This is a genomic window from Spirosoma agri (assembly GCF_010747415.1).
GTDB lineage: Bacteria > Bacteroidota > Bacteroidia > Cytophagales > Spirosomataceae > Spirosoma > Spirosoma agri.
Genome location: NZ_JAAGNZ010000001.1, coordinates 3482871 through 3500543, shown reverse-complemented (window position 1 = coordinate 3500543; position 17673 = coordinate 3482871). Strand labels below are relative to the sequence as shown.

Below are 17673 nucleotides of genomic sequence, written 5' to 3'. Positions count from 1 at the left end.
GATTCGTCCTGTAAATACCAACATCCGGCTTTCTGGTCAATTATTTGTACTTTTAGACTATTCTTTTGTCTCTGGTAGACTGGCTCCGAATCCGATATGAACACTTCACTGGCTGAAACAGCCCTTGGCACGCAACTGAAAGCGGTTTTTGCGTCACAACGTCAACAGGCTCAGTCAATGGCGCTGACCACTGCCGACCAGCGTATCGAGCGCATCCGGCGGATTCAAATGTGGGTAAACGCGCACGAAGCCGACATCAAGCAGGCCATGTTTGCCGACTTTCGTAAGCCGTCCGCCGAGGTGACGCTCGGTGAGTTGATGGCGCTTCATGCGGAGATAAAACACACGATCCGGCACCTGAAACAGTGGATGAAACCGCAGCGGCTGCCAACGCCCATGAGTCTGATCGGTACGAAAAGCTATCTGCACCACGAGCCCAAAGGGAACGTCCTGATCATTGCACCCTGGAACTACCCGTTTGTGCTCACCATCCGTCCCCTGGTGTCAGCCATTGCCGCCGGTAATGTGGCTATCCTGAAACCGTCGGAACTGACACCGCACACGGCCGGTCTGATCAAAACGATGATTGCTGAATTGTTCCCGCCGGAAGAAGTTGCTGTGTTTGAAGGCGATGCGGACGTATCACAGGCACTGCTCGATTTACCGTTCAACCATATTTTCTTTACGGGTAGCCCGGCCATCGGTCGGGTCGTGATGGCCGCTGCCGCGAAGCATCTGGCATCCGTGACGCTCGAACTTGGGGGTAAATCGCCGGCTATCGTCGATGAGTCGGCTGCGATCAAACAGGCGGCCGAGCAGTTGGCGTGGGGCAAGTGCATCAACAACGGACAAACCTGCATTGCGCCCGATTACCTGCTGGTACACCAGTCGATCAAGCAGCCGTTCATGCTGGCCTTCCGCGATGCGCTAACGCGTATGTACAGGCCCACTGGCCAACCCATCGAGCAGTCGGATAGCTACGCCCGGATCGTCAATAATCGTCATTTTCAGCGTATCCGCGCCCTGGTGGACGATGCCGTGGAAAAAGGCGCGACCGTCACTGTGGGGGGAACTATGAACACGGACGAGAATTTTATCGAACCAACCGTGCTGGAAAATGTCACGAACGACATGCGTGTGATGCAGGACGAAATTTTTGGTCCTGTCCTGCCCGTGCTCACGTTTTCGACCCTTGATGAAGCACTGACAATCGTCAACCAGCGCGAGAAGCCACTGGCGCTTTACATTCACAGCCGTAACCGCACGAATACGCAATACATCCTGGACCGAACGTCGGCGGGGGATACGGTGGTGAACGATACTTTGCTTCAGTTTGCGAACGTGGAGTTGCCGTTTGGGGGCGTCAATAACAGCGGGCTTGGCAAATCGAACGGATTTTTTAGCTTTCAGGAGTTTTCGAATCAGCGCGGGATCATGCAGCGCGATTTCGGCACGATGAAGTTCATCTATCCACCCTACACGGACAAGGTGAAGAAACTGATCGACATGGTGATGAAGTATTTTTGAAGACTTGACAGTGAGTTTCGATTAGCTATCAGACAGAACGTGTTACGAACCGCGTCGGTTGCGTATTTTACCCCTAAAATCGTTCTTTGATCCAAAGTATAAAAGGCTTTTTTTGTAGATAATACGCTGACTGGTAGCGTGTCGTCAATCTCATGGGCTTTTTGTATGATTACCGGTCGACGATTTTCGGTTGTTACATAGCCAGCCGAAAAGCCGCACAGCCAGCCCTGCGGAGTCCTTCGTCGGCTTTTAAATAACCCCTTTTAATCGTACCTGAGTGGAATTGAAATACAATAGCCTCGAAAGCGCCGAAGCCCGCCATGAACCTTCTAATCGTACCTGAGTGGAATTGAAATTACTACACGGTGGCTACGAAGAAGAGGAATACGTGCTTCTAATCGTACCTGAGTGGAATTGAAATAAGGCTGCCACCCCTAAGTTACCTGACCTTCGTTACCTTCTAATCGTACCTGAGTGGAATTGAAATTTTGGCCAGATCCAACCCCCCGTAGCAGGTTTTACCCTTCTAATCGTACCTGAGTGGAATTGAAATAGCGCATGAAAACGAGGATGGATTTCGGGGTAACGACTTCTAATCGTACCTGAGTGGAATTGAAATTTGCCCCAAAGTAAGGCGTGAGTAAACAGGGTCTTACGCTTCTAATCGTACCAGTGTGGAATTGAAATTTGTTGATAAAGTCAAGCTGTACAATCGTCTGATCACTTCTAATCGTACCAGTGTGGAATTGAAATGCTATACGGAATGTCGTCGGTATCAACCCCCATTGTCTTCTAATCGTACCAAGTGTGGAATTGAAATTTGCGGATGCTACAGTCGCTCAATCGCTCTTTCGCTTATTGAAAATGGTGAGTCATGCGACACACAGACCATTTTTTAGTAAAACTTCGTATCATTGATACTGCATGTTACGAAGAGCCCTTTCGACCGCCTTGTTTCTGCTCGTTGTGCCGATGACCAACGCCCAGATCTTACCCATTCTCGACCAAAATCCACCCAGTCTGCACTGGTATCGCCTGACGACGCCCCACTTTCGGGTGCTCTATCCGACGGGGCTGGACTCAACCGCCCAACGAACGGCCCGGCGGCTTGAAAGTCTCTACGAACCCGTCAGCGCATCGCTCGGGAAAAAGCCCCGGCGGATCTCGCTGCTGCTCCAGAACCAGACGACGAACAGCAACGGTTTCGTGACGCTGTTTCCGCGCCGGTCGGAGTTTTTCGCCGTTCCGCCCCAGGACCCCGGTTTGCTGGGGACATTCAACTGGCTCGATCTGCTGGCCGTGCATGAGTACCGGCATGTGGTGCAGAATGACAAAGCCTTGCAAGGCTATGGACGCGTCTTTTACACCCTGTTTGGTAATGCGGGTCTGTTTCTCCCCCTGCTGACCGTTCCCGATTGGTTTGCCGAAGGGGATGCGGTCAGTACGGAAACATTACTGAGTACCAGCGGTCGCGGACGGATCCCGAACTTCGATCTGGGGATGCGGGCGAACTTGCTGGCCGGTCGGCGCTTCGATTACCAGAAAGCCGTCAGTGGGTCGTACCGGGATAATGTGCCCAACCATTACGTGCTGGGCTATTTCATGACGACTTACCTCAAACGAACGTACGGTCCTGATGTCTGGAGCCGGGTACTGAACCGGAACTACCACCGGTTTCCGTGGCCATTCGCGTTTTCGGCGAGCATCAAGGATGAAACGGGCCTGCGAACCGATGATATATACCGGAAAGCGATGAACGATATGACCGAAACCTGGCAAAAGCAGCAGGAACGGCTCGTCAGTACACCCGTTACGACTTTTCCGGTCAACGCCGAAAAACAACAGAGTAAACGACCAATTTTTACGAGCTACCAGAACCCGCAATACCTGACCGATTCAACGGTTCTGTGCGTAAAGAGCGGCCTTGGCGATACACCCCGGCTGGTGATTCTGGATAAAAACGGGCAGGAGAAAACGGTTTTCGTCCAAGGATTTCCGAATGATCCGGCGATGCTATCGGCAACCGCGACCAACGCGTGCTGGATCGAATTTGGTTACGACCCGCGCTGGCGACAACGCATTTACTCGAACATTCGGTTGCTCGATCTGACAACGGGGAAACTCACCCGCCTGACCCACCGCGCCCGCTACACGGTGGCCGCCCTGTCGCCCGACAACGCTAAATTAGTCGTTGTCGACAATACGGAACGCTACAAAGCCCGGTTGCGCATACTGGACGCTAAATCGGGGAAGCTCCTGAACGAATTACTAAACCCTGACGATGAGTTTTACCTGCATCCGCGCTGGCAATCCGACAACCGAACGCTGGTGGTTGTGTCGCTCAAAAATGGTGAGAAAACGATCCAGACGATTGATACGCAAACGGGCACCCGAACGGATCTGCTGCCCCGTGTCAACGAAAATTTAAGCAATCCACAGCCGTGGGGCGATTTCATTCTCTACAATTCACCTCGTTCGGGTATCGACAATGTGTATGCGGTTAACGTGCGGACGAAGCAGGTTTTTCAGGTTACGTCAAGACCACTGGCGGCCTACCACGCCACGGTGTCACCGTCGGGAACGCGGCTTGCGTTCGAGGATTTTTCCGCGACCGGTTACCGCATTGCCGACATGCCATTGAACCCCGCCGACTGGAAAGCGGTCCCGACAAATCCGACGGCACCGGGCCAGACGCAACCCGTTCGTTATTTTGGTTCACTGGCCGGAATGGAGCCGGGGGCTGCACAGGGGCGACGTATTCTGGCGGACTCTTTACCCGCGTCAGCACCGTATCCGCCGTCCCGTTTTCGGCGGCTTGCCAATGCGATAAACGTGTACAGTTGGGGGCCGAATGTCGCTAGTACGGGCCAGGCGCTGTCGGTAGGATTAAGTTCGCAGGATTTGCTGAGTACGACGCAGATCGGTGTTGGGTACGCGTATGATCAGTCGGAACGGGTCGGGAATTTCTATGCGAACCTGAGTTATCAGGGACTATATCCAATCATCGACCTGAGCTTTCAGCGCGGTAATCGCAACACATCGCTCTACATCGACCGCACGGCACCCGCCGATAGTCTGCGGTCTGATCAGTGGCAATACAATCAGCTGACGGCTGGATTCCGGCTGCCCTTTCAATTGACAAACTCGAAGTATTCACAGAATATGAGTCTGTCAGCTTACTATAACTTTCTGCAAGTTACGGGTTACGACCTGCCAGTTCGTTACATAACCGACGTTGGATCAGCGGGTTCGGTCAATGCCATTACCTATGGCTTCAGCTATTCGAGACTACTGAGACAAAGCAAGCGCGATGTTGCCCCGCGTATGGGCCAGACCCTGTCGGCCAACTGGCGAACGACTCCGTTTGGCGGGCGGCTGGCTGGTGAGCAGTGGGGTGTCCAGGGCAATGTATTCCTGCCCGGACTGGGAAAACACCACTCGATCCGGCTGCGGGCGGGCTACCAGCAACAGGCGCAGGGGTCGTACCGGTTTAGTGCCCTGATCTTCTACCCACGTGGGCAGTCGTATGTGAGTGACGACAAAATTGCCGCCGGAAACGTTGAATATCGATTACCGGTGGCTGATACGCACTGGTCATTAGGCCGCTGGTTATACGTCCAGCGTATTAAAGCGGGCGGGTTTTTTGATCTTGCCGAGGGTCAGAGTCGGGTCGACGTGCGTGACATATATGGCCGTCTGCGCGGTTACGAAACCCAGACCCGTGCTTACCGCACAACGGGGCTCGACGTGTCGTTCGTGTTCAACGCCCTCCGGCTGCGTACACCCTTCGAGGCTGGTTTTCGCACAATCTACAACATCACGACGCAGCAGTGGCTCATTCAGCCGCTGGTGATCGATATCGGCTTTTAACCGGTTTTAGTCTACCACCGTACGCTTAACCGAGCACCAGCAATGCCATTCCGTTCCGGGGCCGCGTTGTAGAATCGATTGCCAACCGCGTTCAGATCATAGCCTAGCGAATAGGTCTGGTTCAGCAGGTTATCGCCACTGGCGTACACATCCAGCGTCAGGTGCTGACCCAATGGTCGCCGGAAACCAACGGTCGCCTGTAAGAGTCGGGTTGGGTCAGACGTGACTGTGTTGGCATCGGTGAGAGGAAATTGATCCAAAAATTGAAACGTTACGTGCGCGTAAATACCCGCTCGTGTTTCCGCATCCAGCCCCGTTACCAGCGTCGTGGGCGCTACGCCCGGTACCCGATTGTTCGACAGATCCGTCGTTCCCTGCTGATAATCCCGGAACCGGTAATTCGTAAGCGTCATGCTGTGCCAGATTCGTAGTAGCGAGAAAGAGGACGTGGAAGCTGAAGGCGAAATGAAATCGTAGGACAGTTGCGCTTCCAGACCGCGCTGGTCGGTGCGACCCGCGTTGACGAAAAACTCCGCCCCGGCAGCATCCGACCGCCGAACGATGGTCTGGCGCAGATAAAACTGATAAACGGATACGTCGAATCGCAGCTTGCTGTTGATTGCAGACCCACGCAGCCCGGCTTCGTAATTGGTGCCGAGTTCGGCATTGAGCGTTGTATTGAATCCACCCGCCGATGGGCGCACCTCCTGACTCGATGGGGCCGAATAACCGGTGCTGATGCTAACGAAGGCCGACAGATTCGAGCCGAATGTTCGCAGCAGGGCCACGCGCGGTAACCAGACGGGCGAAAAATTACGCGTTAAGGTTGTAGCGGGTAAAGCCCCCGCCGACCGAACCGGGAAGCGGGTGAAATCGTAGCGAACGTCGTTACGGCTCAGTCCGGCCGTAAGTCGGAAGCGGGCGGGTAATTCGGTTTCAGCCTGAGCAAAAATCGTGGTCTGCCGGGCAATCAGCTCCTCGTCGGTCTGGATGGTGTCAGGCGTGCCACCCCGGTTGCCAAAATTGCGGTCAACGGTGAAATTGCGCAGCAGTTCAGCACCAACGGTGAAGGTGGTGGGTAGGGGACCACCCGGTAGTCGGAATTGGGTGATCGTTCGGCCACCAAGACCCTGATCGGTGCGCTTTTCGTAGTTGGTAATGAACGGGTTCGCGAAGTCGGTTGTCGAGCCATACAAGACCGTCGTATTCTGGATTCGATCCGTCCAGCGGTACTCGTGCGAAATACCCAGGTACCCTACTTTCTGATAGATGCCCGCCTGTTGAGCGGCACTGCTGGGTAACGTTGCCGTGGCTGGTCGCGATGCCCGTGGATTCGCCCGGAACTGGGCTTCGTTCAGGCCACCCGGCGTCTGGTAGTGCAGATCGGAATAAAGACCCAGCACCGACACGGTCCGTTTGGGACTGACACTAAACGACCCGATCAGGCTCAGGTTATCACGAACCACCGCACTATGATCGCGGTAGCCATCCGATTGAAGGTGGTTGTAGTTCACGGCGATAGACGAATTGTTCTTGCCGCTCTGGACCGCTACGCCGTTGCCATACAGGCCATAACTACCACCCAATGCCGACAACTCGACGTTCGTTTTGCCCGCCGGAACCGCCAGTCCGCTGAACAGAACCGTGCCACCCGTTCCGGCCCCGTATAAACTGCCCGATGGACCTTTGATAACTTCGATCCGACCCAGTGCCCGAACGTCCAGCGCATTGAGCGGTGTGTTGCCCCCCGCGTCGGTGAGCGGCAGTTCGTTCCAATAAGTTTTCACGTTGCGGACCCCAAAGGGTGACCGGATGGCACTACCCCGAATCGCCAGCCGGTAACTTCCCGGCGACCGCTCATCGGCTCGAACGCCCGGTAAGGTGTTCAATGCCGGAACGAGCGTCGGCGTACCGAAGCGCTGATTTAAATCCCGGCGCGTCAATAACCCAATAGAAGCGGGCGTTTCCAGTAAGCGACGATTGGTGGCATAGCCGCGTACAACTACCTCGTTGATCTGGAGCGTATCGTCTAATGAGGTGGGTACCGGAGCCTGGGCAAAGAGCGCGGGAGCGCTTAGGCAACTGAAAAGGATAACCGACAGGTAACGATGTAGCATAAAGTTGAGTAATGAAAGACAGCTTATCAAACGGCATCAGGCCGAACCTAGCTGTCGGCAAATGTCTGGACTGTAACCGGAGTTTCTGATATCCGGTTCACTATTTTTGGCAAACGGGTGCAATGTGAACGCTATCACGTACTGATCGACTCGTGAGGGTTAGGCTTATAGCCTGGAAAAAAAACACCGCGACAGGAAGAACACAACGATGTAGACGATTTCTGGCTAACGAACCGAATCTCCGCCTTCTTTGTGACGCCGTATTCATTACGACTAGTTAAGCCGGTTCGATGTGGACCAAAACGTCATAAACGGCTGGTTTCGCTTCCCGGATAGCCGCCTTGACCGCGTGGGCGATGGCGTGACCCTGGCTCACGGTCAGGCTGCCGGGTACGGTTACGTGTAAATCAATAAAGTACTCGAAACCAGTTTTACGCACTCTGAATTTGTCGATGCCTTTCACCTGGGGAACCGTCATGGCAATTTCGGTAAGCTCCTGATGCCAGTCACCCGCTGGCGTCTCATCCATAATTTCGCCGAACGACGGGCGGAAGATGTGATAGGCGTTGAACACAATGAAACCGGCAGCCAGCAGGGCCGCCCAGTCGTCGGCACTTTCGTAGCCCGGCCCGCCAATGAGTGCAATGCTGATGCCCACGAAGGCCGTCAGCGAGGTTATGGCATCGCTCCGGTGGTGCCAGGCATCGGCTTTTACGGCGCTGCTTTCGACTTCTTCACCCACCTTGGATACGCGCCGAAACAACACTTCTTTAACAACAACGACCCCGGCCAGCACCGCCAGCGTGAACGGAGCCGGAATCTGGTGGGGAACCTGAATGTTGTGAATGCTTTGAACCGCGATCAGAATGGCGGCACCGACCAGGGCTATGGAAACGACCATAGCGGCCAGCGGTTCGGCTTTGCCATGCCCGAAGGGATGGTTCTGATCGGGGGCTTTAGACGCCGTACGCAGACCAACCCAGACAAAAATCGACGTGACAATATCGGTGGCGGACTCCATCGCGTCGGCGATCAGCGCATAGGAATGCCCCAGCCATCCGGCAATGCCTTTTACCAGCACGAGACCGATATTGACCAGAATTCCGACAAGGGTCGTTTGCTCGCCCCGTTTGGCTTTATGCGGTTCTACGGTTGTTGACTCCATACGGCGTAGTTAATGACGACAAAGAACACTCTTTTCCGGGAACACAAAAAGGTGGCAGACCGATTTTTTTGCCGGAACTGGTGGCGCTTGTTCTTGTCACGCCCTTATCGTTTGTTCATGCTGGTAAACAGGAAATCCAGCGCGGCCCCGTCGGGCAGGGTTGCCGACTGAACGCTGGAACCGAGCCGCATAATTGGTTTGGTCGCGGTAGCATAAGCAGGCCAGTTCGGTAATCCCTTGCCGTTGGGGTTGCCGGACTTGATGAAATTGACCCAATAGGCCGACATGATACGGGCCAGTTCATGATCGACCGGCTCCCAGGGTCGATCGATAAAGGCAAGGTTATCGTAGGCATACGCTACTTCGCCCGTATGAAACGCGCCGTATTTGACGTACTCACCGGTAGCCGGTACGTTGCGGGTGAACCGATACACGAATACCTGTTTGCCCTGTTTGCTTTGACTAGTGGCCCAGGCGTAGTTCTGCACACCAAAGATCATATCTCTGGAAACGTTCAGTTGTGAAGCAGCCGCTTCGGCATCGGAGTTCGCCGGATAAAAGGTCAGGAACGTTTGTGCGTCCGGTCCGTACCGCTCCTGGACCTGCTTTTTATACGCATCGGCATTCTTAATCGGGCCATTCATCAGCCCCTCATTTTCGTTCCAGCCGGTCAGCAGAGCTACATCGTTTTGTTTACGAGCCGCGAAAATGCTGGCGATGGATTCAGGCAGCACATAGCCGTCGATGATGGGCCCCCGTATGCCCTGTCCTTTTTTCAGAATCTCGTCGGCGGGTTTGGCTCGTAACTCCGCTAGTGACGATGCGCCCAGTGCCTGCATAGCTTTCAACCCACTTTCTTCCGCCTGTTGACGCGTTGGGTGGGGCGTCGTGAAACTGGCTCCGCTCTCGGCGATGGCTTTCTTGAAGAGGTTTTTGGCCAGTGGGCTCGCCACCAGACAATTCACGCTCATCGAACCCGCCGACTGGCCCGCGATGGTCACGTTAGTGGGGTCACCGCCAAAAGCAGCGATGTTTTTCTGAACCCATTGCAAAGCGGCCAGTTGATCCATTAGACCATAATTCCCCGAAGCATTCCGGCCCGATTCGCTCGTTAGTTCCGGGTGGGCGAAGAAGCCGAATGGCCCCACCCGGTAGTTGATGCTGACAAACACGACGCCTTTTTTCGCCGTCGCTTCTCCATCGTAGATCGAAACGGCGCTGCCACCGCTGTTAAAGCCTCCGCCGTAGATCCAGACCAGAACGGGTTGTTTCTCCCCGCTGGATTTAGCACCGGTCCATACATTCAGGTACAGACAATCTTCGCTGATGGGCTCTTTGGGGATCAGAAATTCGGCACTCCACATGCTGAAGGGAGCGGGTGACGGTTGCATAGGACTCGGCCCGAACGCTGTACAAGTGCGTACGCCCGACCAGGGTTTAACCGGCTGCGGAGCCTGCCAGCGTAACGCGCCAACGGGTGGAGCTGCAAAGGGGATACCCCGAAAAATACGAATAGTACCATCCTCGTTTACCGTCCCTGAAATCTGACCACCTGTGATTGTTACGGGCGATGGGTCGTTCGGCACAGTCGTGAACGCAATTGTGCTCAGCACGAACAAAAGGGTGACCCAAAGCAGAGGTAGTCGGAACGTTTTCATACGACAGTTAAGGAATGGCAACCTGGTTCGTTTTCAGGATTTTACTGAAAAACAAGACTTGATAGGGCAGCGCGTTTTCCCAGTACTCCCAGGTGTGGGCACCGGGTCGTTCCGTGTACTCGTGTGGCGTTTTGTTCTCCACTAACCGGCGGTGCAGATCACGATTGGTCTCGATCAGAAAATCATCGACGCCAATGTCAAAAATCAGGGGCAGGTTATTGGCTTTAAGCTGATCCGCGAGCGTTACCATCGTGTAGCCCGGATACGGGGCGTCGCCGTCCTTGGGCGGACCCAGCAACTTGGCAAAATTTTCCGCGCGTGATTTGGCAAAATCGGGGGCTACTTTCCAGGTTGCGGTATTGATGTTCATCACGCCACTCATGCTACCGGCAGCCGCGTATAAATCCGGATGACGGCTTGCAATGAACATGGCCCCATGCCCACCCATCGACAGACCGGCAATGATGCGTCCTTTCCGGTCACGGACAGTGTGATAGGTGTTATCGATCTTGTCAATCAGCTCTTTGGCGATAAAGGTTTCGAACTGGCTGGTTTTGACGAGTGGACTGTCGAAGTAGTAGCTGGTCGGATCACCATCGGGCGTAACGATGATGAGGTTGTACTGATCGGCCAGCCGTTGAAGCAGTGATTTGTCCGGCGTTTTGGTCAGCCAGTCGCGGAAATTACCCGTGCCTCCGTGCAACAGGTAGAGCACGGGGAAGGGGTGAGCGTCTTTTCTCGACGCGGATTTTTTGTTTTTCGGATAACGCTCTGGGAGCACCACAGCCGCCCGTAAGGTTCGATTCATGCTCGCGCTCGGAATATCGAGTGTATCGACTCTGGCGCAAAAACCAATTGCTGAGATCAATGAAAGGCTGGCGAGAAAGAGCCAGCGGACGAGCCTATGCATAAATAAAGTAGGTGAGGGTCAGAGCGATTAGGTTCATACTGAGCGGAGGCTATCGCGGCACTAAATCGCCTGGCGTCAAAAGTACGTTGTGCAATTTTGCGACCAAAGCCTATCGCTGATTTTTGTGATAATTCATGACAAACTATAAGCATGCGTGTACTCAGAATAGTGTATAGTCATCCATTCTGATGCCGTTCACGCTAACGACGCTACCCAATACGCGCTAAATCGTCCGACGACTCAATTGTTACCATGTCTTCGAATTTTATGCGTTATTTTTGATAAATCTCGTCATAATCAACAATTCTAGTGAAAAATGTAGTTGGTACAACCCTGTTGCTGGGACTGATTTACGCAGCTACCTGGGCCCAAACGCCCATCAATGGTTCCGGCAGCCTTCCATCAGGAGGGCGTACTCGGACCTTCCGGTTTCATCTGCCCGCCAGTCCGTCTACCGATAACCTCCCCGTCGTACTGGCGTATCATGGCGATGGTGGGAGCGGAGCCGGTTTTCAGGCGTATGCCGGGCTCGATGCCGTAGCCAATGCACAGAATTTTATTGTCGTTTATCCCGATGCCGTCACCGTAGGGGGCACCATCCAGTTTAATAAATATGCCGATACCAAACCCGGATTCGGATCGGTGGGCGACACAAGCGGCCCGAATCCTGCCGATCCGAACGCACCGGACGATGTCCAGTTCACGTCCGATCTGATTGATTATTTATTCCGGACATACCGGATCAATCGCAATCGGGTGTACGTGACTGGTCATTCGGGGGGTGGATATATGAGCTACTTTCTGAGTATGGCCCTCCCTGACAAGCTGGCGGCCTTTGTTCCCGTTGCGGCTAACTTGTGGGGAAATGATGCGTTCCTGTCCAGCTATTTTACGGCAACAACGTACAGACCGGTGCCCCTGATGCACATTCACAGTAAAGGTGATCCGACCGTGCAGGCGCCCATTACGCCTTATCCGAAAACACCCGCTTTCGTGTGGCCGATGTCGAACTATGCCTACCTGAATTGTGGCAACGGCGGTACTTATACAACTACGGCGCTGAACCCGAACGCTGATTCGCTGACGTTCTGTAGTTTCGGAAAAAAGGTCGTGATGCTGATGACCAAAGACGCATCGCACGGGTGGAGTTCACTCGTTAACATGCCCCAGACGATCTGGAATTTTGTCAAAACGTACCAGCTGACCACCTATCCCGAAGTGGACAATCACCTGAAAGTCGATCAGTTTGGCTACCTGCCGATGGCCCGGAAAATTGCGGTACTCAGCAATCCACAAACGGGTTACAATGCGTCGCAACCCTTCACGCCTTCTGCATTCTATCAGGTTCGGGACGCTGCCACGGATGCGGTTGTGCTGCGCGGTTCGCCCGTCAGCTGGAACGGTGGGGCTACCCATGCGCAGTCGGGTGACAAAGCGTGGTGGTTCGATTTTTCGGCGGTTCAGAAAGCAGGTAGTTACTACGTTTACGATTCCCTGCAAAACAAGCGATCCTACACCTTCGACATTGGCAACGAGGTTTACAAAAACGTGTTGAAACAGGCGACACGGGTGTTTTTCTATCAGCGAAGTGGCTTTGCCAAACAGACGCCCTACGCCGAAACTCCCTGGACCGATGGGGCTGCTTTCCTGAAGCCGCAGCAGGATACCGATAGTCGGTTGGTAACGAATACGTCGGTAGCCACGTCGAAAAACCTGCGGGGTGGCTGGTTCGACGCGGGCGACTACAACAAATACGTTCCCTTCACCTACGGGACGATGGTCGATATGTTGTTGGCCTACGAAGATAATCCGGCTGTCTGGACCGATGATTTTACCATTCCTGAATCGGGCAACGGCGTTCCTGATATATTGGATGAGGCCAAGTGGGAACTGGACTGGTTACTTCGGATGCAGCAGACGGATGGCTCGTTGCTTCACAAGGTTTCCGTAACGGATTTTAGCGCGGTTTCGCCACCCAGCGCCGATACGAACGTTCGCCGGTATGGTGCAGCCAGTACCGATGCCACGGCTACCGGCGCTGCGGTTCTGGCACTGGCGGCTATCCAGTTTAAATCGTTGAGTGATCCGGCCAAACAACGCTATAGCGACACGCTTCAGACCGCTGCCATCAATGCGTTCAACTGGGCAAATGCGAATCCAAACGTAACGTTCTCCAACACCGGCTTTCAGAGTGCGGCTGCAACCTACACCGCTGATGACCGACTCGCCCGGCGGGTTGCTGCTTCGGCTTTTTTGTATGTGCTAACCGGAAATACGACCTATAAAACGTTTTTCGACGCGAATTATAGTCAGGTTCACCTGATACAATGGGGCTATGCCTACCCATTCGAGGCCACGTATCAGGATGCGCTGTTATACTATGCTCGTGCTTCCGGTGCTACGGTAAGCGTGAAAAACGCCATTCTGACAACGTACTCGGGCAGCGTTAAAACGAACAATGCCGAGAATTTACCGGCCTATCTGAACCAGACAGATGCGTACCGGGCGTTTCTGGGTGATCGAAACTACACGTGGGGAAGCAATGAGACGAAAGCGCACCAGGGCAACCTGTTTTTCGCCATGAACACGTATAATCTGGATGCTGCGAACAAAACCAATTACCAGGATGCGGGCATGGGTTTTGTTCATTACATGCACGGTGTCAATCCGACCGCTTACTGCTACCTGACGAATATGACCACTGCCGGGGCGGAATTTTCGGCTCCGACCATGTACCATAGCTGGTTTGGCGATGGTACTGCCTTTGACGTCAATCCGCCACCGGGTTATTTGGTGGGAGGAGCCAATCCAACCTACGCGCCCGACGCGGCCTATACGGGTCCCGCGATTTCGCCCCCGCAGAATCAGCCGGTTCAGAAATCGTACAAAGCCTGGAACACGTCCTATCCCGAAAATTCCTGGCAGCTCGACGAACCTGCCATATATTCGCAGGCGGCCTATCTGCGGTTGTTGTCACAGTCGATGTGTTACACTGATGTGATCACCAGCGTGAAGTCCGGGAACTGGAATGATCCGCTTACGTGGGCCTGTCGGCGCGTGCCGACGGCTACGGATAACGTCGTCATCCAGAACGACACCAACATAACCGTGGGCAGCACCGTGCCCGCCAAAAGCCTGACGTTACGCGGCAAACTCTCGTACACAAACGGTGGAAAAGTAATGGTAGGACTGTAGGGCGGACATCTTGTCCGTAGTATAAACGGTAAGTACAATAAGTATAAGGCAACTTACCACTGCGGACAAGATGTCCGCGTTACTTCGGCCATTGCTGTAAGTGCTGTACTGGCTGAGTGACGTTTTTTGCTGATTTTTCGGGGATGAGCAATACCGTCAGTGCTGCTTTTGCGTTGGCAGGGAGCGTGGCTTCGAAGCCGACCAGTGTGGTGCCGGGGTTGGGTGCGTCGTAGTCGTGCGGTGGTTCTGTCGGCCAGGTTTTCAGCGTTACGTTCGCGGGTTCCTGAACCTGAATGACCAACGTTTTGCCGTCTTTCGTGAGTTCGATCTTGTTATTGCCAATCAGTTTGGCCGTAGCCGGCGTGAGCATTGTCCAACGGACCGTCGTTTCAGTCGGCAGCGTTTCCAGTTCATCCCGAACTACAACGTAAGCGTTGTTTACAATGGCAACACCACGCGTCGCTTTTACCAGCGATCCGGAATAAATATCGGTCAAGTCGGTGGTGGCGTTCATGAAGGCAGGGGTTGCTGACGAACCGATAATCGACGCTTTGCCTTCAACCCGCTGTAGCTGGCCGTTGATCGTGAGTGTGTTGTGAACGAAGTTGTTATAGCGGAAAACTTGCCAGCGTTGCGAATTTTGTTTGGCGTTCCACAAGTCAACCCCTTTGGATTCCAGCGATTCGTAGTTCTGCATCCCGAAATCCATCGCCCAGCGAACACCGTCGGCTTCCATGACGAACGAGCCGATATCCATGTGCGCGTGGTTGGTTGATGCGCTGCCCCCTTTCATAGCTACGTAAATGGCATTGGGATCAGACCAGGAAGTACGCATTAGCGCGACCGGTGTTTTGCCCGCGCCAACCCAGACGGTCGATGTTGGTTCGGCAATAGAGGATACACCAACGCCATTGCTCCAGAGAATGGCCGCGGGTAGAAGCCGGTTTTTGGTGTGTTGTTTAGCGTCGCCGTTCATCAACCGACTGCGCTCTACCCAAAGCAGCGAGGGGTTTTTCTGTTTTTGGGCAAACCAGAACATTGCCGGTTGTAGCTCTCCGCTCAACCCGGAATCGGAGAAATTGAACGCGTTGTTGGATGGTCCGGTCATGTTCTCCATAAATCCGGCTGTTTGTAGAAAACCGGGTTTGGCCGATAACCCAAAATCGGTCCCGAATGCCTTGTCAACTGCGCTCAGGAACATAACATTGAAGCTGGTTCCATACCCCCAGTAGCTATAGCCTTCGGGATACGCGCCACTCGGATTATAATCGCCCATGGGCAACTCGATGGAGTCGACGGCCCGATTGATCAGGCGTTTGGCCAGTTCCGGCTGATCTTCGTAAATCGCCAGCGCACCGTAGGTCATCCCCGCATTGCAGACCTGATTCCAGTTATGGCTCGCTTTCAGCCAGCTGTTGTACTTCGAATCCAGCGATGGCTCCAATCCTTTTTTCAGAATTGCTTCCTTGATAACGGAGCGGGACGACTCGGATAAGTCGTTGTACAGCCAGTCGTACCCGATGGACACGGCCATTGTCATTTCGGCCACGTCCAGAAAATGAGTTGGATTCCAGTCGCTGAAGGCCGATAAAGCCAGGAGTTCTTTTTCGGCGCGTTTCAAATACTTGTCCTGGTGGGTCATGCGCCAGGCGTACGACAGAAAAAACAACCGACGCAATGCCTCGCGTGATGTAGACAATAACCGTCGCCCGATCTGAATCCGTTCCAGCGGAGCCGATTCGAGCAGTACGTCCGATTCGGTCAGGATGGCGAGGTGTAGTTTATCCCAGGTTTTGTCAGCGCCTATGGTTCGCTTAATCGCTTCTTCTTCCCCTTTCAGCAGTAAAATTCGGGGGTGATCGGGGAGCCTGGCGGTAGTGGCCAGATGGTCGATCTGGGCGTTTGCCGAAAAAACGGCCAGCAACGAGAGAGCGAGAAAATGCAGGAAGAAGGTAGCCGTTTTCATACCGGAAGAGCGGGTAAACGAAGAGCGTTTTCAGGTAAATAAGCCAACGGATGACTGAATTTACTTGAAAACGCTCCTGGCTTCTGAGACTGCCTGATCTACTTGGGTAGTTTCATCCGATACAATCGGAATGGGTAATCTACTTTGTCCTCACCATTGTTGTACTTTTTCGTCCGGTGAATCTGAGCGGCTGTCAGGTACAGATACCCGTCGGAGCCGATGCCAAAACTGTCGGGCCAGAGCAAGCGGCTATCCTGTACGAGCGTTTCGAGTTTACGGTCGGGGGTGAGGTAGCGAACGGCTTTGGCCGGCGAATCGGTCAGGTACACGTTCCCGACTTTGTCCGAGTACATGCCGTGTGATACGCCGGTTTCGGCCATTATTTCGACGTGCGCGGCTACCTCCGCCGGGGTTAATTTAGGGTCGTTGAGGTACTGTGTTTCGATACGGAATAACTTCGTTTGGGTGATGGGCCGGAAATAGAAATACTTGAAATCGTCGGTCAGGGCAATACCGTTAACGTTGCTGCTGAAATACTTGCCTTTGTTATCTCTGACCTCTTTACCATCTATTTTGAGGTGAAAATCGGGGTCAGCCTTGGTTGATTTATCCCCTTCGAGCAACGAGCGGCTTTTGCCCGTATTGAGGTCCAGCACCACGATCGTTGCCCGACCCGGATCGGATAAATAAGCCACCTGCCGACGCGTATCGACCCGAACGTCGTTGAGTGCTGTTTTTTCTCGGGGCAGGTCTTCAAACCGGTAAATTTTCTCTACCTGGTTCGTCGCCAGATTGATTTTCATTAGTTTGATACCCTGAATAAGCGGGGGTTGTTCGGCCGGATTCGACGGGTCGAGTACCCAGAGCGCATTCGTCTGATCGACAAACAACGCCTGTACGTTGATGAACCGATTCTGCGGATTCAACGAGTCCCACTTGTTCCACTCTTCGTTAGGATAGGGCCGCCGTTGTCCGTTGACGATTTCGGCCAGTCCATAATCGTAATTATCGGGATTCTTGGGGAAGGTAACGAAAATGCGATTTTCCTTCGATACGCCCACGCCAATGGGTTGATGCTTGCCAAATTCGGCGACGGTTTCCAGCTTGGGCGACAGAGCGGGCTGAGCATGTGTAAGGCTACTCATGAAAAGAAACGAAACAAAAAGCGGAGTTTTCATGCAAATGATCGTGCTGATACAGCTTTAACGGAAGACGGAAGGGAAGGTTTTTAAAGTTAGCATTCGTCGTTTCCGCAGCGCATTGGC

The 17673-nt window shown here is 53.8% G+C and carries 9 protein-coding genes and 1 CRISPR repeat array; of the genes, 3 read left to right on the top strand and 6 right to left on the bottom strand.

From position 1 onward, the window contains the following. Positions 1-96 precede the first annotated feature (96 nt). Entirely contained in the window at positions 97-1527 is a 1431-nt protein-coding gene (locus tag GK091_RS14525) for an aldehyde dehydrogenase family protein (RefSeq protein ID WP_164039481.1), read from the top strand. Positions 1528-1787: 260 nt separating this feature from the next. Continuing rightward, a CRISPR array of direct repeats spans positions 1788-2280; the repeat unit is 30 nt; unit sequence CTTCTAATCGTACCTGAGTGGAATTGAAAT. 171 nt (positions 2281-2451) lie between these two features. Then, positions 2452-5397 carry a TolB-like translocation protein gene (locus tag GK091_RS14520; protein WP_164039478.1) on the top strand — a complete coding sequence of 982 codons (2946 nt, stop codon included), beginning with the start codon at positions 2452-2454 and terminating at the stop codon, positions 5395-5397. An 11-nt stretch (positions 5398-5408) separates the two neighbouring features. Here GK091_RS14520 and GK091_RS14515 read toward each other — a convergent pair whose 3' ends face one another. The 4 genes from GK091_RS14515 to GK091_RS14500 form a co-directional block, all read right to left on the bottom strand. Then, positions 5409-7514: a TonB-dependent receptor gene (locus tag GK091_RS14515; RefSeq protein WP_164039473.1), complete on the bottom strand. Its 2106-nt coding sequence runs from the start codon at positions 7512-7514 to the stop codon at positions 5409-5411. A gap of 277 nt (positions 7515-7791) precedes the next feature. Beyond that, entirely contained in the window at positions 7792-8679 is an 888-nt protein-coding gene (locus GK091_RS14510; RefSeq protein ID WP_164039470.1) for a cation diffusion facilitator family transporter, read from the bottom strand. Between the two features lie 104 nt (positions 8680-8783). Then, a complete protein-coding gene (locus tag GK091_RS14505) occupies positions 8784-10337 on the bottom strand; it encodes a carboxylesterase/lipase family protein (protein WP_164039466.1) in 1554 nt (517 codons plus the stop codon). A gap of 7 nt (positions 10338-10344) precedes the next feature. Then, entirely contained in the window at positions 10345-11247 is a 903-nt protein-coding gene (locus GK091_RS14500) for an alpha/beta hydrolase (RefSeq protein ID WP_164039464.1), read from the bottom strand. Positions 11248-11556: 309 nt separating this feature from the next. Between GK091_RS14500 and GK091_RS14495 the strand changes: the two genes are divergently transcribed. Further along, positions 11557-14442 (top strand): glycoside hydrolase family 9 protein, encoded by a 2886-nt coding sequence (locus GK091_RS14495; RefSeq protein ID WP_164039460.1) that lies wholly within the window; start codon positions 11557-11559, stop codon positions 14440-14442. 79 nt (positions 14443-14521) lie between these two features. On the opposite strand, the gene GK091_RS14490 is transcribed toward GK091_RS14495, so the two are convergent. Continuing rightward, on the bottom strand, positions 14522-16408 hold the full coding sequence (locus GK091_RS14490; protein ID WP_164039457.1) for a heparinase II/III domain-containing protein: 1887 nt from the start codon (positions 16406-16408) through the stop codon (positions 14522-14524). Between the two features lie 98 nt (positions 16409-16506). After that, a complete protein-coding gene (locus GK091_RS14485) occupies positions 16507-17586 on the bottom strand; it encodes an SMP-30/gluconolactonase/LRE family protein (RefSeq protein WP_246202233.1) in 1080 nt (359 codons plus the stop codon). Positions 17587-17673 lie beyond the last annotated feature (87 nt).